Genomic DNA, 17,469 nt, shown 5'->3' with positions numbered 1-17,469 from the left:
CTAATAGTAAATACATTTCAAAAAATTAATTTTTTGAGAAATTTTTGGTGTGGGCTTTAATTCTCAATAACCAATACTTATTGACAGAACTGTTACTGTTACGTACTTTTAGACTTTTTATTTACATCGAACTCAGGTTAAAGAAGTTGAGGAAACAACTCCACATCGAATTGGAGAATATAGATTCAACGATGTTATAGATGGTTTTACTTCTTATATTCTCAGAGATGAGTCGAGTTTAGATAGAAGAGATTTACTTGAAAGTATCAAAAGTTTAGAAAAGCTGGCACTGGAAAATCAAGATAAGGATCTATTTCTAAAATTATTGAAAAATAAAGAAAAATACACAACATTCAATCCTCAGTTGACCACCATAAGAAATAATTATGAATTAACTGACTTTTACGGGGAGGACATTATAATACTTGTTTTATGCAACTCATCACTTCAAAAAATTGATAATTTTCAGATTGATAATTATATAACTTCTTTATATTCATACGGTTATTACTTCTGTGAACCAACTGAGAATTTAAAAGAAATTGATACTATATCTGATAGTGAAAATCCTAGTGGTAAAAAGCTCATAATTCAGAAAAATTCCCCATGTTTACAAAAAGAAGATTATCTTTATAGATTGTTCAAAGATTTGTTGAAAAATGAGGAACATCATTTAGTCAGATTTTATCTTCTTTACCAAGTCATTGAACTTATGATACAGATAGTTTTTGAAAGAAGAATTGTAGAGGAAATTAGTAAATTCAATATTTCTGAAGATAAAGATGTACGTAAACTTAAGAATAAGATAGAAGATATTTCTAAAGAAGACAGAAGAGTATCCATATTAATCAACAATGATGTAAAAATTAATAATCCAAATTTACTCATATCCTGTAATGAATTAATTAAATTATTTAATGATGATGATAGCAATGAAAAAGATGATATTAGCAAAAAACAGGACTTAGGTGGTGTTTTATATGATGTTAGGTGTCTGATTGTTCATCAATTTAGAAAGCTACCGGAGAAGACTTTAGAAGAAAAACTTCGAGAAATTAATAAAGAATTTGAAAATATTGTAATTAAAATAATCTTAGATTATAAATAAATGAGCAAGTAGGTTAGATTGAGATGCAAAACTTAATAATAAACAGCAACATAACCCACCATTAATAACGCACTTGTTACAACCCAAAAACCCTATATGTTCGCATTATTTCACCCAACCATTACGAGGGATTACTGGAGCGATAGCGTTCGCGAAGCGTCCCGGAGGGAACTAGCGCTGCTGCAAGCAGTTCGCAGTCTGAAAACCTTACCCTGTATCTGTTTACGTTATCTTACTCAAGCATTACTAGGGATTAGTGGAGCGATAGCGTTCGCGAAGCGTCCCGGAGGGAACTAGCGCTGCTGCAAGCAGTTCGCACCTGAGAACCTTACCCTGTATATGTTTATGTTATCTCACTCAATCATTACTAGGGATGTTTAGGGCGATCGCACAAATATTAACCTCACCTAATAATTGTCACCTGAACTAAATCAAATTCTAGAATAAATAGCTTACGTGCTAGTAGTATAATATTAAATCGTCAATAAATTAATACACTTGAAATGGAATTATGACCACAGATGCAGAATATCAAACAAGAATTACTACCTATCAATGGGATGATTTAATAAAATTATGGTCAGAAATAAAAGAAAAAAAGACCTCAAAGTTTTGGGATGCAGGTAAAGCACTAGAATATTTGGTTTTACGTGCATTTGAACTTGATGGTGCTGATATAGCTTGGCCTTATACTGTGACAATTCAAGGTAAAATAGTAGAACAAATTGATGGAGTAGTATATACAAACAGCCTAGCCTGCCTGATAGAATGTAAAGATACAACTGAAGAGGTTAATATTAGACCCATAGCTAAATTACGAAATCAATTACTACGAAGACCGGCAACAGCGATTGGTAGCGTATTTAGTCGAACTGGATTTACAGAAGCCACAGTAACTTTAACTGGGTTTGTCGCTCCTCAAACTATTCTATTATGGGGAGGAGAAGAAATTGAATATTCACTAGAAAATAAATGTATATGTGAATTTCTAGTCAAAAAATATCGTGTTTGTGTTCAAAAATGTATCCCCAATTACGACGTTACAACGGAGAGTTTCTAATGACACTAGCATACATTCTTACAGAAAGAGATAGAGATATAGTAATTTTACAGAAATTACTACCAAAAAATTTGATTCAAGACATCAAATTTATAGCTGGTGCAAGTTCTTATAGAGCGCGTTCTTTAGCTAGTTCACTGCTTGCTACTCGAAAAACACCAGTTGCTCTTGTCATAGATGCAGATACAAATAACGAATCTCAAGTATTTGAAAAGCAAGATTTAATTAATTATGTATTAAATCAAGCATCATCTGGTATTCCTTTTCAAGTTTCTCTAGCAGTTCCAGAAATAGAATCCATATTTTTACAGGATAAATCATTAATTGAAAAAATAGCAAAAAGAAAAGATCCATTTAATGATTTAGAATGGCAATTTGCTCAAAGTAACCCTAAAGAATTTTTAGAGGCAATCTTAGGTAAAAAACACTCACTCAATGACACAATACTTAGAAATCTAAATGATGATGAAATTAAGATATTGCAACAACATCCATTAATACAAAAAATCAAGGGTTTCTTGTCGTCAGTTATTGAGCCTTCTGTTGCTATTAATTAATCTAACTGGATATAGAATTTCTATTCATCTAATAACGCACTTATTACAACCCGAAAACTCTGTATCTGTTCACATCATCTCACTCAACCATTATGAGGGATTAGTGGAGCGATAGCGTTCGCGAAGCGTCCCGGAGGGAACTAGCGCTGCTGCAAGCAGATCGCGTGAGTACGAGAAGACAATAGAACCATCACAGATACACCTGGAAATATTCATTTATGTTAAATTCACTAAACCTAGACTAATCTGAATTGCTCTATCTACATCTTCCATTGTCACTACATCCAGAACGCCCAAACGTTTAATTAACCTTTGTTTATCAATAGAACGAATTTGATTAAGAAGCGCAACAGAATCAACCTGTAAACCTCCTTCTGGTACTTTAATTACACTTCAGTATGATACAAAGGTTCTGTAAACTGAGAAGTAATAGCAGCAACAATAGTTATAGGACTATATTGATTAGAAACGTCATTCTGCAAAATTAAAGCTGGGCGTGTTTTTTTGATTTCTGAACCTATAGTTGGATCAAAATTAACCAAGTAGATTTCACCACGTTGGGGATAGATAATTTTTCCTTTACTTAATACGCTTCTTCTTCCAGATTAAACCACTCTTCAACTAATCCTAAATCACGTTCTGCTCTTTTAATAGATCCTTGTTTCAACTGTTCTTTGATATTACTAAATTTACTGTAATTACCAGTCGCATATTCATCACGGACTAATTGAATTTCTTTTTTAGTCTCTTCATCTTCTCGCCAATTTTCCTCTTCAGCATCAGCGATCGCTTCATTAAGAAGCTGCGAAATCTGCCGTTTTTCTGATAAACTTAGCGCATTTAAAGAGTTAATCAATAACTCCATCGGAATGAATAGATTTAATCCAGTTTGTGACATGGTTCTTATCATAATGTGATTGTCGTTCTACATTATATCAAATGATGGCGAATTAGTCTATAAAAACCCTGTATCTGTTCACATTATCTCACTCAACTATGACTAGGGATTACTAGAGCGATCCCTTCGGCATTCGCGTAGCGTCTCGAAGAGAGCGAAGCTATCGTGTAAATAAGAGAAAACAATAGAACCATGACATATACACTTAGAAATATTCACCTCACCTGAAAATTATCACCAATTTTACAACTATGAAAGAAGATTGATAACAGATGTATCTACCAGTTTATGAGATACCTGCTTATGAACATATTTCATAATAGAATCAATAATTTCTTGTTGTAGAATTTCACATAATACTTGTTTATTACCTTGCTTGAGTTCTACTAGTAATTCTTGAGTTTTCAAAGAGATATATTTTAGAGTATCCTCATCTGGTAAAATTACAGGAGTTTTTAAAATATACCTAGCAGAATTATTTGCAGATGGATTAATATCTTTTAAGCAAACCCAAAATACTGGCGAGTTACAATAAGCTAATAGAAAATATAAATCAACTGAAGATTTGGGAAAAATTCCTACTATAGATTGATCAAAAAGACTTTCCTCAATTAATGCAGCCGTAGGACGTTTAGATGTCACCATAGGAAAGCCAATTCCTGTTTTAAAATAGTAGGATGAGTTTTGAAATCTTGATTTTTTATTTGTTTTATAATGTTCAACTGCATCCTGACTCCAATCTACATACCATTGAGTTGGTTTCATAAAATTATAACCACCGCCTTTTAGAATAGGAATAAAATGTTTTGATCCTTCTATTCCATTTAAAGGATTTTTTAATGTAGAAGGTTTAGTTTCAATAGAACTAGAATTAACGACTAAATAATCAGCAGAACCTTTGACTAAAACAGATGCTTTCCGCAGAAAAACTCTATCATTTCCTGAGTAGAAACCTGTCACACAGTCAGCAATATCAGCCATTTTAATTATATTATTTGACAATTTATTAAAAACTGATTCATTAGCCGATATAGAAATGGATAGAGATTCATTATCAAAAATATCTTTCTGAATGATATTATTACCATTAGATTTCATATTTGGGGATTCTGTAAAATCTCCTAAAGAGTCAACAAATTTCACAGAAAAAGAATGGTTGTATTTCGGTTTTTCAGCACGTATAGAAATAATACAAAGACCAGCATAACCAAATGAAATACCAGGAAATAGAGATGAACGAAAGACATCTATACTTTCAATTGTAAATTCTTCGAGAATATAACGTCTAATAGTAATATAACTGTGAAGATACAAAAAAGTGTCAGGAATAATAAATACAAGTCTTCCTTTTTGTGCGAGTAATTTGAGACAACGTAGCAAAAAAACAGTATATGTCTCTTTAATATAAAATCCCGGATATTTTCTTTTTAATTCTGTACGACGCTCATATTCTTGCCAACCTCCATAGGGAGGATTGCCCAAAATCTTTGTAAATTTGTGATCAAAAGACTCACAAAGGTCTAAATCTGGACAAAATATAGTATCCCTTTCTCTTATTTCTACATTCTTTAAGTTACTAAACTTTAATTTGAGATTTTTTGCGTGTTCAGGATGTAATTCATAAGCGACAGATGATATATCTTTATTAATATCAAGTGCTGCTGCTAAAAGATGTCCTTCTCCTGCACAGGGTTCAAGTAGTTTATCATTCACTTCTAGTCTCAATAGTGAAACCATATATGAAGATAAAGCTTGATCTGATGTAAAATAAGTTTGGTATTTATCTCTATATCTTGTTTCTCTTACCATTGTAGATATCCCATTAAATTAGATTTCTGAAGATCACTTACTGTTGTACTTAATAAATCATTTTGCCAATCAATATTTGAATTTATCCAGTTTTGGATATCAAAAGTTGTGAAATCACCAATTTTTTCATAAGCTTCATCACCACAATACGCATTCCAAACCCCAGAATTTTTTAACGCTTGAAAGTAATTATTATTCGACTCTTCTTTAGCACGAACAAGGAGAATATTACTATATTCATCTTCTAATAATTTAGAATAAATAGTTGGCACCACAAGCAGTCGGTTAGTATTTCCTTTCTCATTTGATCCAAATCCACTTTTAAAATCTATATTGAATCTTTTACCTCTAATAGTAGCATGAAAATCTAACTCAAGACTTATTTTTCCAGAATCAATAACTAACCATAGTTTTTCATAATCATTGATGAGTTTAATTTTTTGTTCTTGAGAAATGGACAAAGTATCAATATATTTTTTAATATCTCCTTTTAGATTTTTTCTAAGTTCAGAAAAAAGTGGTGGTACAAAAGAGGTTAATTCTGCTGCCTTTGGCGCGTACAAAAATGGTAATCTCACAAAATCTTCCCAAAGCTCACCAATTCGTCGAGAAAATGCCATATATTCATAAGGCCACACTTCATGACGTAAATCAAGCATTACTACATTAGCGCAATAAGTAGTGAAAAGAAGTGAAGACAGTTTATCTTTATCATTCCAATTATCTTGAATTGCAGCGTTAATAATTTCATCTAAAAAATATTTCTTGATTGTATTTATTGCTGTATTGATATCACCAGTAATTTTTTCCTTATATTTTTTAGTATTTTTGTCATACTTCTTAGTGCCTTTTTTATATTTTTTAGTATCTTTTTTATATTTTTCAGTATCGACTTCTATTCTGATTTCAGAAAGTTTTTCATTTCCTAATTCCCTAAAATATTCCAACAAAGTAGATTTATTTTGGGTATTTTCTGGAGTTATTTGAAATGTCATAATTATTGTTCCATTATTTAGCTTTTTAGTATACAGCGTATTATTATGATATAGAAAATAAATTCATAACAACAAAAATTTAATAATATTTAATGATTTTGGGAACATAACCCACCATTAATAACCCTAAATTACAACCCAGAAACCCTGTATCTGTTCACATTATCTGACCCAACTATTACTAGGGATTAATAGAGCGATAGCGTTCGCGAAGCGTCCCGGAGGGAACTAGCGCTGCTGCAAGTAGTTCGCTGCCATCGTGTAAATATTCACCTCATCACCAAAATTATCACCCGAACTAAATCAAATTCTATATTTACAAACTACTAGACTAAAAATATCAAATTAGGCTATACTACTTATAGTATGACTGTGAGTAGGATATGGCTAAAATCTCAATTTCATTGCCAGAGGAACTACTAAATTACATTGACCAAAAAGTTGAAAACCGTAGTGCGTTGATTGAAAATCTCTTGAAACAATGGCAAGAAAAACAACAAGATGAAGCACTAGCCGCAGCTTGCGCCTTGGTTGATGAATTAGAATTAGGTTGGGAAAGTGAATGGCAAAACATAGCGATTACCGAATGGGAAGCATCTGGATAGTAACATTTGACCCATCCGTAGGTACAGAAATTCAAAAAACTCGTCCAGCACTGATAATTTCTGGGACTTTGTTTAACAACCAACGCAGCAAAGTCACAGTTTTACCTTTTACTTCCGCAAAACCGAATAACCCCCGCATTTCACCTGCGGTAGTTGAAGTACCTATATCAGCACAAAATGGACTTTCTGTGGGCGGAATGTGGGTTATAACGAATATGCAAAAAATACAGGCTATGTTTACATAAGTTTGTTTTCAGTGTTTTTGTGTCTTATCAGAAATTTCTCAAATCTTTATGCTAGTTTTAAAGCAAAGGATAAATCGTAAGCATTCAGCTAATTCATATCACCTGCCAATATACAATTATGCCTTTTGGTGGAATTTGGGTCGTAAAAAACTTTTTATAATCTTATAATAAAGCAGATTTAAACTATGAAAAACTTTGAAGATAAAGTTGTTTTAGTCACAGGTGCTAGTTCTGGTATTGGTCGAGCAACAGCAGTTGCCTTTGCTAAAGAAGGGGCAAAAGTTGTCGTTGCTGCCCGTAGGGTTAAGGAAGGAGAAGAAACTGTTGAATTAATCAAAAAAGCAGGTGGAGAAGGTATTTTTATTCAAACTGATGTTACTCAAGAAGAACAAGTAAAACATTTAGTAGAAAAAACTGTTCAAACCTATGATCGTCTTGACTGTGCTTTTAATAATGCTGGTTTCACCAGTGTAAATTCAATTACAGAGGAAACTGTTGAAAATTATGAACAAGTCTTTAGTGTCAATGTTAAAGGTGTATTTCTTTGCCTGAAATATGAAATATCTCAAATGTTAGCGCAGGGAGGGGGAACAATTGTTAATTGTGCGTCAACCGCAGGCTTAACTGGTTTATCTCCATTACATCTTTATACAGCTAGTAAACACGCAGTATTAGGCTTAACTAAAACAGTGGCTTTAGAAGTTGCCCAATCAAATATTCGTGTTAATGCGGTATGTCCGGGAGTGGTTGATACTGATCTGGCTCGTCCTCTTATCCGTCTTCCTTTTAACAAATGTTTGCTTTCAAAAATACCTATGGGTCGAATCTGTCAAGCAGAAGAAGTTGCTAATGCAGTAGTTTTTCTTTGTTCAGATCAGGCTTCCTTTATTACGGGAGAGCATCTTGTCATAGACGGAGGTTTCATGGCTCAGTAAATGACTTCAAAAATAATGGTACGTGCATTGGTGATTGGTTATGGCAATGATTTACGTGGTGATGATGCTATTGGACAACAAGTGGCAAAAGCTATCAAAGATTGTTGTTTATCATCTGTGCAATCCATTGCAGTTCATCAATTGACACCAGAATTAGCTGCACCTTTAGCAAATGTCAATTTAGCAATTTTTGTTGATGCCTGTATCAATTCCCAATCTGGTCAGGTGCAGGTGCAATCATTATTACCGTCTGAGTTGAATACTATTAATACCCATATTAGTAATCCGTCATCCCTACTTGCCCTTTCTCAAATCCTCTATGGTCATTGTCCGTCAGCGTGGTTAGTCTCAGTCCCAGGAGTGAATTTTGAACTGAGCGATCGCATTTCACCAACAGCAGAAAAAGGTATAGCGATCGCCATAGTTACAATTATGCAAATTCTTAATACAATTGAAAAATAGGGTTCTGTCCAGAAGCAGTGGTGTCAACTTCAGCTAAAAATAGTTTATTTATTGGCTTCCATACCCGCACTGAAATGATGGTGTAGGGTAAGCCATATTTCCGGGCTAATAGCCAAACTTTACTTAAGTAAACTGAGGATTTTTGAGAATTTTTAGTCATCTTTAGCTGACTTTAGCTATGAGACTGGGAATTCATTCCCAGACGGGCTTTTTCCATCAATATTGTACCTCATTCAATAGCATACCGCTATAACTGATTAAGGAGTAGTCATGGAAGCACCTATCAAACCAATCACCAACAAGCCTTACAATATCTTTTGTCCAGAGAAATTAAACCCATTAGATGCCATTTTTGCACCTAAAACTGTTGCTGTCATTGGTGCAAGTGAGAAACCCGGAAGTGTGGGACGGAATCTACTTTGGAACTTAATCACTAATCCCTTTGGAGGAACAGTTTTTCCCATTAATCCTCAGCATTCTAGTATATTAGGAATTAAAGCTTATTCTACTATATTTGATGCTCCTCAAAAAATAGATTTAGCTGTTATTGCCACTCCTGCATCTACAGTCCCAAAAATTATTGCTGATGGCGTTGATGCCGGAATTAAAGGAGCAATTATTATTTCCGCCGGATTTAAAGAAGTAGGTGAAAAAGGTCTAGCTTTAGAACAGGAAATCCTGCAACAAGCACACCGAGGAAAAATTAAAATTATTGGACCCAATTGTTTAGGATTAATGAATCCAATTTCCGGTTTAAATGCTACATTTGCTAGTAAAATGGCGCAACCAGGAAACGTCGGTTTTATCAGCCAAAGTGGGGCTTTATGCACAGCAATTCTGGACTGGAGTTTACAGGAGAATGTTGGTTTTAGTGCCTTCATTTCCATTGGTTCAATGTTAGATATTGGTTGGGGAGATTTAATTTATTATCTCGGAGATGATCCCCATACTAAAAGTATTGTAATTTATATGGAATCCATTGGGGATGCGCGTTCTTTTCTGTCAGCAGCGCGAGAAGTGGCTTTAATAAAACCGATTATTGTCATTAAAGCCGGTCGGACAGCAGCCGCAGCACAAGCCGCAGCTTCCCACACGGGTGCATTAGCAGGAAGTGATGCTGTTTTAGATGCAGCTTTTCGCCGTTGTGGGGTGTTACGAGTAAATAGTATTTCTGATTTATTTGATATGTCAGAAGTATTAGCAAAACAACCCCGTCCCCAAGGTTCACGATTAACGATTTTAACTAATGCTGGTGGACCAGGAGTATTAGCAACAGATACATTAATTGAAAATGGAGGAGAATTAGCAGCAATTTCTCCAGAAATAATGAGTTCTTTAAATGAAATTTTACCCCCGCAATGGAGTCATAATAATCCTATTGATATTTTAGGAGATGCTGATCCCCAACGTTATAAAAAAGCCTTAGAAATTATCACAAAAGATCCCAATAGTGATGGGTTATTAGTAATTTTAACGCCTCAAGCAATGACAGATCCTACCCAAATAGCCGAACAATTAAAACCTTATGTACAAATGTCTGGTAAACCAATTTTAGCCAGTTGGATGGGTGGTGCTGATGTAGCTGCGGGACAACAAATTCTTAACCGTCAAGGTATTCCCACTTATGCTTATCCCGATACAGCAGCGCGGGTATTTAGTTATATGTGGAAGTCCAGTTATAACCTGCGCGGTATTTATGAAACTCCAGTTTTACCGACATTAACTTGTGATGTGAATACTCGCAATTGTGCTAAAGTGGAAAATATTATTCAAGCCGCAAAAACAGCAAAAAGAACAATTCTCACAGAATTTGAATCTAAAGACATTTTAGCCGCTTACGGCATTCCTGTAGTTGCAGGTTGCACTGCTGAAAGTGCAGATAAAGCAGTGGAATGTGCAGAAAATCTGGGTTATCCCGTTGTTTTAAAACTTTATTCTCAGACTATTACCCATAAAACTGATGTGGGTGGTGTGCAGTTAAATTTGCAAAATGCGGAATCGGTAAAATGTGCTTTTCAAAATATTCAAAAATCCGTAAAAGAGAAAGCCAAAGCGGAAGATTTTTTGGGTGTAACTGTACAACCAATGATCAAAACTGATGGCTATGAATTAATTATTGGGAGTAGTTTAGATCCGCAATTTGGACCTGTATTATTATTTGGTGCTGGGGGACAATTGGTGGAAGTTTTTCAAGATAGTTCTATTGCCCTTCCTCCTCTCAATACTACCCTAGCACGACGGATGATGGAACAAACTAAAATTTACAAAGCCTTGCAAGGGGTCAGAGGACGGAAAAGTATTGATATTGCTGCTCTTGAACAATTAATGGTAGAATTTAGTCAATTAGTTGTGGAACAACCTGGGATTAAAGAAATTGATATTAATCCGCTGTTGGCTATTCCTCCCACTCCTATAAATCCTGGAGGATTAATTGCCTTAGATGCGCGGATAGTTTTACATTCTGCTGATGTGGAAAAACATCAACTACCAAAATTAGCCATTCGTCCCTATCCTAGTCAATATATTAGTAATTGGAAATTGAATAATGGTACACCAATTACTATTCGTCCTATTCGTCCCGAAGACGAACCATTAATGGTAGAATTTCACAAAACCTTATCAGAAGAAAGTGTTTATTTCCGCTATTTCCACATGATTAAATTGAGTCAACGCATTACCCATGAACGACTCACCCGAATATGCTTTATTGACTATGATCGAGAAATGGCTTTAGTTGCAGAATACCAAAATCCCGAAACAGAAAAGCGGGAAATATTAGCAGTAGGAAGATTAACTAAATTACATGGTAGTAATGCGGCAGAATTTGCTATGCTAGTTAGCGACAAATTTCAAGATCAAGGCTTAGGGACAGAATTACTCCGCAGATTGTTAGAAGTTGGTAAAAACGAGAAAAGTTGCTGTATCTATGCTGATATTTTAGCTGATAATTCAGGTATGCAGCGAGTATGTGAAAAACTTGGGTTCCAAATCACAAATACAAGTGATACAACAGTATTAAGGGCAGAAATTAAACTTTAAATGGGGTTTCCTGAAAAATTTTTTCAGCAAGTTATAATTAGGTGGACAGGAATCTGTTACAGTATTAGTCTGTAAATAAAAGCTACATAGCATAGATGTTTTTGAATTATGTAACCTATGCCGGCGAATTCCTGTCCTGAAAATGATGCTGATAACGGAAACTCTGATCCCCTTGACTCTATCTTTACTGACCTATCAGTAGATGAGGAATCAGAAGTAAGGACGGATTCCGCGTCTCTACCACCCAGCCGATTTAAAGGCCGTAGAGGCAAAGCTGCTCTAGTTTTAACTATAGTCTGGAGTGGTACTATTACCTTGCATTTAGTTTCCTGGGGTTCGATATTTGTCCTGGGACTAACAACAATGCTAGGTATTCATGCTTTGGGGATTATTTTTGCCAAACCCCGTCACCATTCCCAAGAGATAGAGGGAGATTTGCCTTTTGTTTCTGTGTTGGTGGCTGCTAAAAATGAAGAAGCGGTAATTGGCAGATTAGTTAAGAATCTGTGTAATCTGGAATACGGTAATGGTCAATATGAAGTCTGGATTATTGATGATAATAGTACGGACAATACACCCCAATTACTCGCCCAACTCAAGCAGGAATATCAACAACTTAATGTATTTAGGCGTGATCCTGACGCTAGTGGCGGCAAATCGGGGGCATTAAATCAAGTATTACCGCTGACAAAGGGAGAGGTTATTGCTGTATTTGATGCCGATGCCCAAGTTACACCGGATTTGCTATTACAAATAGTTCCGTTGTTTCAAAAAGAACGGGTAGGGGCGGTACAAATGCGTAAAGCGATCGCCAATGCTAAGGAAAATTTTTGGACTAAGGGACAAATGGCGGAAATGTTGTTGGATATTTGGTTTCAACAACAGCGCACTGCTATTGGTGGGATTGGTGAACTCCGAGGTAATGGTCAATTTGTCCGTCGTCAAGCCTTGGCTAGTTGCGGTGGTTGGAATGAGGAAACTATCACTGATGATCTGGATTTAACTATCCGGTTACATCTGGATAAATGGGATATTGAATGTGTTTTTTATCCGCCAGTGCAAGAAGAAGCGGTCACCAATGCTACAGCCCTTTGGCATCAACGTAACCGATGGGCAGAAGGTGGTTATCAACGTTATTTAGACTACTGGGATCTGATCCTCAAAAACCGCATGGGGACAAGGAAAACCTGGGATTTGTTGATCTTTATGGTAACAATGTATATTTTACCGACAGCAGCAATACCAGATATATTCATGGCGATCGCTCGTCATCGTCCCCCCGTATTAAGTCCTGTCACTGGCTTATCTTTGGGAATGTCAGTAGTAGGAATGTTTGCTGGTTTAAAGCACGTCCGTTCAGATCAACAATTTAAACCATCTACCTATTTAATGGTACTTTTGCAAACCCTTCGCGGCAGTTTATATATGTTGCATTGGTTAGTAGTTATGGGTAGCACGACGGCTCGAATGTCTTTCCGACCAAAACGCCTCAAATGGGTAAAAACTGTCCATACAGGTGTTGAGAAATAAGGCAATAATCAACCGTAGGGGTGCAGGGCTTGCATCCATTTACATGGACTGCACTCAATCACAAGTAAGTAATTGGACAAAAATATTTACAGTCATTGCGAGCGAAGGGAAGCAATCACAACCCTTGCGATTGCTTCATTTCACTTCGTTCCATATGGCTAACGCCACGCAACGCTAACGCAATGACATTGTGTAATTAATTCTGTCTCACTACTTAAACCTGTGTTGTGGACAGAGTTTGAAGGGTGAAATATCAAAAATTTCATCCTTCATTTTTTTGTGATGAATCTTAATATTTATCTTCTTCATGCCCACATTTTGTATACTACTTGCGGTTAAATTAGTAGTGTATTAGTATGAGATATGCCCAAGAAAATCCGAGAATTAAAAAGCTTATTACTTCAAGCTGGGTTTACCTGTCGGACGGGGAAAGGCAGTCATACTAACTGGTATCATCCATTACTTACTGGGAGAGTTACTATATCAGGTAAAGATGGAAAGGATGCTAAAGAATATCAGGAAAAAGATGTTAATAACGCTATCAAAAGAATAGAAGAAATTAAAAAGGTTCAAGAGGAAGAAGAAGAATGAGTTATCATTACACGATAATTATTCAGTGGTCTCAAGAAGATAAATGTTTTGTTGTCAGTCTTCCTGAATGGGGAGAGTTTTGCCATACACATGGGGACACATATCAAGAAGCTTTAGAAAATGCTCAGGAAGTCTTAGAAATGTTAATCGAATCTTGCTTACAAGATGGTGAACCCCTTCCAGAACCAAAAACTTTGGGTAAATCTTTATTAGCAGCCTAATTTTTACGAGACTTACACAACTGGTACAAAATTTCATACTTCATTTTTTTGTATTGGCAACCAATCATCTAAAATTTGTTCTAATGAACCAATGGGGATAAGAGGGAATATATCCAGGGGAAGTTGTGAGCGATCAGATGCTTCTTTTCTCGCATCTTGATAACATTCATCAAATATTTCTAAAATGTAAGGTTTTAAACTTGGACTATCTTTAAGAGAGTTCTTAATCTGTTTGCGAAATGTCCTAATTTCCCCTAACCAATGTCCTTGATTACGTTCTCTTTCACTATCCCAACATTTGAGTTTTAGTAGATGGACAAGCAGCTTAGTTAATAAATTTACAATTGTTCGTTTCTCACTTCTACTTATAGTTTCTAATTCTTCTAATAAATTCTCTAAATCAACAGCGGAAAATTGTCCTGTGCGAAGTTGGTTAATGGTTGTTCTTATCCACAGGTAATAGTCCTGATCGTATAAGGTTTGAGTTGTCGGTTGTGTTGATGTAACCATATACTGGCGAGGATTTTACTATTTATTTTATTTTAGCTTAATTTTTTATAAACATACTTACTTCAGTGATAAGTATAAAAAGCTAAATTTATACCAAAAACACAAATTGCTGAAATCAGCCTATATGTCAAATCTACTGACAAAAATCACGATAAATCCTCTATATTTCATTGACAATCATCAGCACGTAAAAGTATAATGAGTTTGTGTTTATTTATCAGTAAAGACGGTAAGACATAGTCAGTGGTGTGAGAAATGATATGATAATACCCATAAATGATAATGGTAAAGTAATTTATCAGCAATCAGATGAACTTATAACCTTTTTTAAGGAAACAGTTCAAAAACCATTCAACGATCATCCAAGAACAGAACAATGGGAGAGATTAGTTATAGAGCCTTACAGAAGTAAGAACTTTGATGAAATCAAAGCTATCGTAGGTGAAGGACAACAAAACGGAAAAAATTATGTTCTTTCAGGTCAAGCTAACTTTGACAAACCTTATAAGGGATTAACACAAGACGAAAGAGTCCTAGTCTATTGCTATAATAATATGAAGCAGCACACCGTAAGTCAATTATATATTTTCGAGAAGCATTCAGAAGTTTTTGAACCATACTTCTTTGAATCAAATAAGCAAGTTTTATTTCTGGACTTCGGCTGTGGACCTCTTACTTCTGGAATATCAGTAGCAAGATACTTTTCAGAACATTCACAGGGAAAGAATCAAAAGCTAAAATTCCGATATATAGGCATAGACAAGGCTGAATCTATGCTCCGAAAAGCTAAGGAGTTTAGTCAGTTTCCTAAACTTTTTCATGAGGAAAGTAAATTTTGGTTTTATCAGCCTAATTCGGTATCAAGTTCCTTTGGAGAAAGACCTTCTTCTTACATAACAAACTTTGCTGATGACACTTCATTAGTTGTTTTAAATTTTTCCTACTTCTTTGCTAGTCCTTCCCTAAATACAAGAGCTATTACGCAATTAGTTAACTTTTTAAAAGAATCAGTTTTTACAAAATTCCTGTTTAGTGATATCTGCCTCATTTTTCAAAATCCTCAATATTCAGACTTAAATACTAATTGGCATGAATTTTGTCAACAAGTCACTGAGTTAAAAAGTGCCATAACTGGACCAATTAAAACTAATTTTTACTACCATGACATTTTGAGTGGGGTTCAAAATCGGGAAACAAAGCTTTACTATGACATTCGATTTTTAGATATGGGAGAAAACTAATGCGCCAAATCAAGAATAAGTTAACTATTGGTAATCAGTTAAGTCTTTTTGAAGATATCCCACTTTTTCAAGAGGATAAAGACAAGCACAGTGAAAGTCGTCTAGAGACAGTAACTCATGAGCAAATTAGCGACTTAATTTATGTTCGTAATTTCATCAGTAGTGATGAACATGATTTTTTAGTGGAGAAGATTGACAGTCAGATGTGGCTTACAGATTTGCAAAGAAGAGTACAGCATTATGGCTATAAGTATGATTATAAGAAGCATAATATTGATAAGTCATTTTACATTGCACCTCTTCCTGACTGGGCATTAACCTTAGCACAAAGGCTACATAAAGTCTTTAGCCCAACAGTACCAGATCAAGTAATTGTGAATGACTACCAACCGGGACAAGGTATTTCTAGTCACACAGATTGCGTATCTTGTTTTACAGATGTCATTATATCTTTAAGCCTTTGTTCATCATGTGTAATGGATTTTAGTCATAACCAGACAGGAATGAAAACTTCGCTATTACTTGATCCAAAAAGTTTAATTGTCCTTAAAAATGAAGCTAGATATAACTGGTCACATGGAATAGCCAAAAGGAAAAGTGATTCTTTTGAAGGAAAAATAATTAAACGTTCTCGACGTATTTCTCTGACATTTAGAACTGTCATGTTCTCTGATAAATAAAGTATATGTAAAATCAGCAAAAACGCATCTAAATATTATTGATAAGATGGCGATAGCTGCGCTCGCCGTAGGCATCGCCTACACTAGAAAATAGATAAATACCTTATCTTCCTATTGAGGTCAGTTAACATGGATATCAGTGTAACTTTAAATGAAATCAAAGCCCTGAGTATTGCAGATAGAATTCGGATTGTACAAGATATTTTAGAAAGTATCGCAGCAGAACAGGCTGATCCCGATTTAACAACAGCACAAAAACGAGAACTTGATCGTCGGATTAGTGATTATGAAACAAATCCAGATGATGTAATCTTGTAATGACATGGCAAGAAATCAAAGCTTCAATTAGAGATTAAATAAGAAGTATTAATAACAATTTCACTGGTGTTAGGCATTTTCTATATCTGATAATAATTCCTCTGGACTAAAATCAATTAATGGCACTCCATAATCATTTAATTTGAGAATAAAAGTTACTCTCTCTACTCCCAGTAACGCCGCAGCCATACCAGAAGAAAGGCGTTTCATTTCATATAGTTTAACTGCCATAGCCCATTTTGCTTCTTGTTAAAACTGTTCTCTAGTTTTACCAACAGCATCAGGTAAAGTTTCGGGGTAGTTAATTTTGAGTTGCAAAGACATGATTTATTGTATAGCAAAGGTTGATAAAATAATAACAAAGATCATGATTAACTCAAAGTATACGGCGATATCTGGGTTGTGGTGCGATTCCTAGGTCGCGCTTCGCTATCGCACCCTCAAATTAATTCAAAGCTGAGAGCGATAGCGAAGCGCGACCTAGGAATCGCCTTCCGTGGGGTTAAAGTCGGTAATGCGATCGCCAAGTCTATCAATTGGCATTATTCGCTCAAATTCTTTTAATAGTTTCATAAGATAAACCAGTTGATTCTGCAATAATTTCTATGGCTATATTTTGCTCTTTCAATGCTTTGGCAACCTTCTCAATACCGGACTTCTCACCT

The 17,469-nt window shown here is 35.1% G+C and carries 20 protein-coding genes and 2 pseudogenes; 14 read left to right on the top strand and 8 right to left on the bottom strand.

Translation table 11 applies throughout. The features are described 5' to 3' along the window. Window positions 1-325 precede the first annotated feature (325 nt). The 3 genes from PN450_RS08500 (at window position 326) to PN450_RS08490 (ending at window position 2,725) form a co-directional block, all read left to right on the top strand. On the top strand, window positions 326-1,108 hold the full coding sequence (locus tag PN450_RS08500; protein ID WP_271836003.1) for a hypothetical protein: 783 nt from the start codon (window positions 326-328) through the stop codon (window positions 1,106-1,108). A 511-nt stretch (window positions 1,109-1,619) separates the two neighbouring features. Further along, window positions 1,620-2,168 (top strand): hypothetical protein, encoded by a 549-nt coding sequence (locus PN450_RS08495; protein ID WP_271836002.1) that lies wholly within the window; start codon window positions 1,620-1,622, stop codon window positions 2,166-2,168. Further along, the gene (locus tag PN450_RS08490) at window positions 2,168-2,725 is read left to right on the top strand and encodes a hypothetical protein (protein ID WP_053538671.1); all 558 of its coding nucleotides are present in this window, start codon (window positions 2,168-2,170) and stop codon (window positions 2,723-2,725) included. The genes PN450_RS08495 and PN450_RS08490 overlap by 1 nt, the downstream gene beginning before the upstream one ends. Window positions 2,726-2,941: 216 nt before the next feature. Here the strand turns inward: PN450_RS08490 and PN450_RS08485 are convergent, their stop codons facing one another. The 5 genes from PN450_RS08485 to PN450_RS08465 all read right to left on the bottom strand — a co-directional run bounded on the left by PN450_RS08485 (window position 2,942) and on the right by PN450_RS08465 (window position 6,427). After that, complete coding sequence (locus tag PN450_RS08485) at window positions 2,942-3,049, bottom strand: hypothetical protein (protein ID WP_271836004.1); 108 nt, start codon at window positions 3,047-3,049, stop codon at window positions 2,942-2,944. A 62-nt stretch (window positions 3,050-3,111) separates the two neighbouring features. Next, a complete protein-coding gene (locus PN450_RS08480) occupies window positions 3,112-3,267 on the bottom strand; it encodes a type II toxin-antitoxin system PemK/MazF family toxin (RefSeq protein ID WP_271836001.1) in 156 nt (51 codons plus the stop codon). Between the two features lie 41 nt (window positions 3,268-3,308). Continuing rightward, the gene (locus tag PN450_RS08475; RefSeq protein WP_246862981.1) at window positions 3,309-3,623 is read right to left on the bottom strand and encodes a hypothetical protein; all 315 of its coding nucleotides are present in this window, start codon (window positions 3,621-3,623) and stop codon (window positions 3,309-3,311) included. A gap of 249 nt (window positions 3,624-3,872) precedes the next feature. Beyond that, window positions 3,873-5,432 carry an Eco57I restriction-modification methylase domain-containing protein gene (locus tag PN450_RS08470; protein ID WP_148765454.1) on the bottom strand — a complete coding sequence of 520 codons (1,560 nt, stop codon included), beginning with the start codon at window positions 5,430-5,432 and terminating at the stop codon, window positions 3,873-3,875. After that, on the bottom strand, window positions 5,426-6,427 hold the full coding sequence (locus tag PN450_RS08465) for a hypothetical protein (protein WP_271836000.1): 1,002 nt from the start codon (window positions 6,425-6,427) through the stop codon (window positions 5,426-5,428). The genes PN450_RS08470 and PN450_RS08465 overlap by 7 nt, the downstream gene beginning before the upstream one ends. A gap of 383 nt (window positions 6,428-6,810) precedes the next feature. Between PN450_RS08465 and PN450_RS08460 the strand changes: the two genes are divergently transcribed. The 8 genes from PN450_RS08460 (at window position 6,811) to PN450_RS08425 (ending at window position 14,055) form a co-directional block, all read left to right on the top strand. Further along, window positions 6,811-7,032, top strand: a complete 222-nt coding sequence (locus PN450_RS08460) for a ribbon-helix-helix domain-containing protein (RefSeq protein ID WP_053538672.1) — start codon at window positions 6,811-6,813, stop codon at window positions 7,030-7,032. After that, on the top strand, window positions 6,990-7,277 hold the full coding sequence (locus PN450_RS08455; RefSeq protein WP_233466919.1) for a type II toxin-antitoxin system PemK/MazF family toxin: 288 nt from the start codon (window positions 6,990-6,992) through the stop codon (window positions 7,275-7,277). The genes PN450_RS08460 and PN450_RS08455 overlap by 43 nt, the downstream gene beginning before the upstream one ends. Before the next feature lie 185 nt (window positions 7,278-7,462). Further along, the gene (locus PN450_RS08450; RefSeq protein ID WP_271835999.1) at window positions 7,463-8,212 is read left to right on the top strand and encodes an SDR family oxidoreductase; all 750 of its coding nucleotides are present in this window, start codon (window positions 7,463-7,465) and stop codon (window positions 8,210-8,212) included. Continuing rightward, window positions 8,213-8,674, top strand: a complete 462-nt coding sequence (locus PN450_RS08445) for a hydrogenase maturation protease (protein WP_271835998.1) — start codon at window positions 8,213-8,215, stop codon at window positions 8,672-8,674. A 270-nt stretch (window positions 8,675-8,944) separates the two neighbouring features. Further along, window positions 8,945-11,713 carry a bifunctional acetate--CoA ligase family protein/GNAT family N-acetyltransferase gene (locus PN450_RS08440; protein WP_271835997.1) on the top strand — a complete coding sequence of 923 codons (2,769 nt, stop codon included), beginning with the start codon at window positions 8,945-8,947 and terminating at the stop codon, window positions 11,711-11,713. 117 nt (window positions 11,714-11,830) lie between these two features. Next, a complete protein-coding gene (locus PN450_RS08435) occupies window positions 11,831-13,243 on the top strand; it encodes a glycosyltransferase family 2 protein (protein ID WP_271835996.1) in 1,413 nt (470 codons plus the stop codon). 363 nt (window positions 13,244-13,606) lie between these two features. After that, entirely contained in the window at window positions 13,607-13,834 is a 228-nt protein-coding gene (locus tag PN450_RS08430) for a type II toxin-antitoxin system HicA family toxin (protein ID WP_168466880.1), read from the top strand. Continuing rightward, window positions 13,831-14,055, top strand: a complete 225-nt coding sequence (locus PN450_RS08425) for a type II toxin-antitoxin system HicB family antitoxin (RefSeq protein ID WP_271835995.1) — start codon at window positions 13,831-13,833, stop codon at window positions 14,053-14,055. The genes PN450_RS08430 and PN450_RS08425 overlap by 4 nt, the downstream gene beginning before the upstream one ends. 33 nt (window positions 14,056-14,088) lie before the next feature. Here the strand turns inward: PN450_RS08425 and PN450_RS08420 are convergent, their stop codons facing one another. Beyond that, window positions 14,089-14,565, bottom strand: a complete 477-nt coding sequence (locus PN450_RS08420) for a DUF29 domain-containing protein (protein ID WP_271835994.1) — start codon at window positions 14,563-14,565, stop codon at window positions 14,089-14,091. A gap of 260 nt (window positions 14,566-14,825) precedes the next feature. Between PN450_RS08420 and PN450_RS08415 the strand changes: the two genes are divergently transcribed. The 3 genes from PN450_RS08415 (at window position 14,826) to PN450_RS08405 (ending at window position 16,804) form a co-directional block, all read left to right on the top strand. Next, window positions 14,826-15,806, top strand: a complete 981-nt coding sequence (locus PN450_RS08415) for a class I SAM-dependent methyltransferase (RefSeq protein ID WP_015079804.1) — start codon at window positions 14,826-14,828, stop codon at window positions 15,804-15,806. After that, on the top strand, window positions 15,806-16,486 hold the full coding sequence (locus PN450_RS08410) for an alpha-ketoglutarate-dependent dioxygenase AlkB (protein WP_015079803.1): 681 nt from the start codon (window positions 15,806-15,808) through the stop codon (window positions 16,484-16,486). The genes PN450_RS08415 and PN450_RS08410 overlap by 1 nt, the downstream gene beginning before the upstream one ends. A gap of 129 nt (window positions 16,487-16,615) precedes the next feature. After that, window positions 16,616-16,804, top strand: a complete 189-nt coding sequence (locus tag PN450_RS08405) for an addiction module protein (protein ID WP_271835993.1) — start codon at window positions 16,616-16,618, stop codon at window positions 16,802-16,804. A 69-nt stretch (window positions 16,805-16,873) separates the two neighbouring features. On the opposite strand, the pseudogene PN450_RS08400 reads toward PN450_RS08405, so the two are convergent. Together PN450_RS08400 and PN450_RS24055 are read right to left on the bottom strand one after the other, a co-directional pair. Continuing rightward, window positions 16,874-17,128 (bottom strand): annotated as a pseudogene (locus PN450_RS08400) (UPF0175 family protein). A gap of 226 nt (window positions 17,129-17,354) precedes the next feature. Continuing rightward, window positions 17,355-17,469, bottom strand: a pseudogene (locus PN450_RS24055) (Rpn family recombination-promoting nuclease/putative transposase); the annotation flags it as partial.

It is taken from the genome of Dolichospermum lemmermannii CS-548 (genome assembly GCF_028330815.1).
Taxonomy (GTDB): Bacteria; Cyanobacteriota; Cyanobacteriia; order Cyanobacteriales; family Nostocaceae; genus Dolichospermum; species Dolichospermum lemmermannii.
The sequence above is the reverse complement of the archived record's forward strand: the minus strand, read 5'-3'. Positions and strand labels throughout refer to the sequence as shown.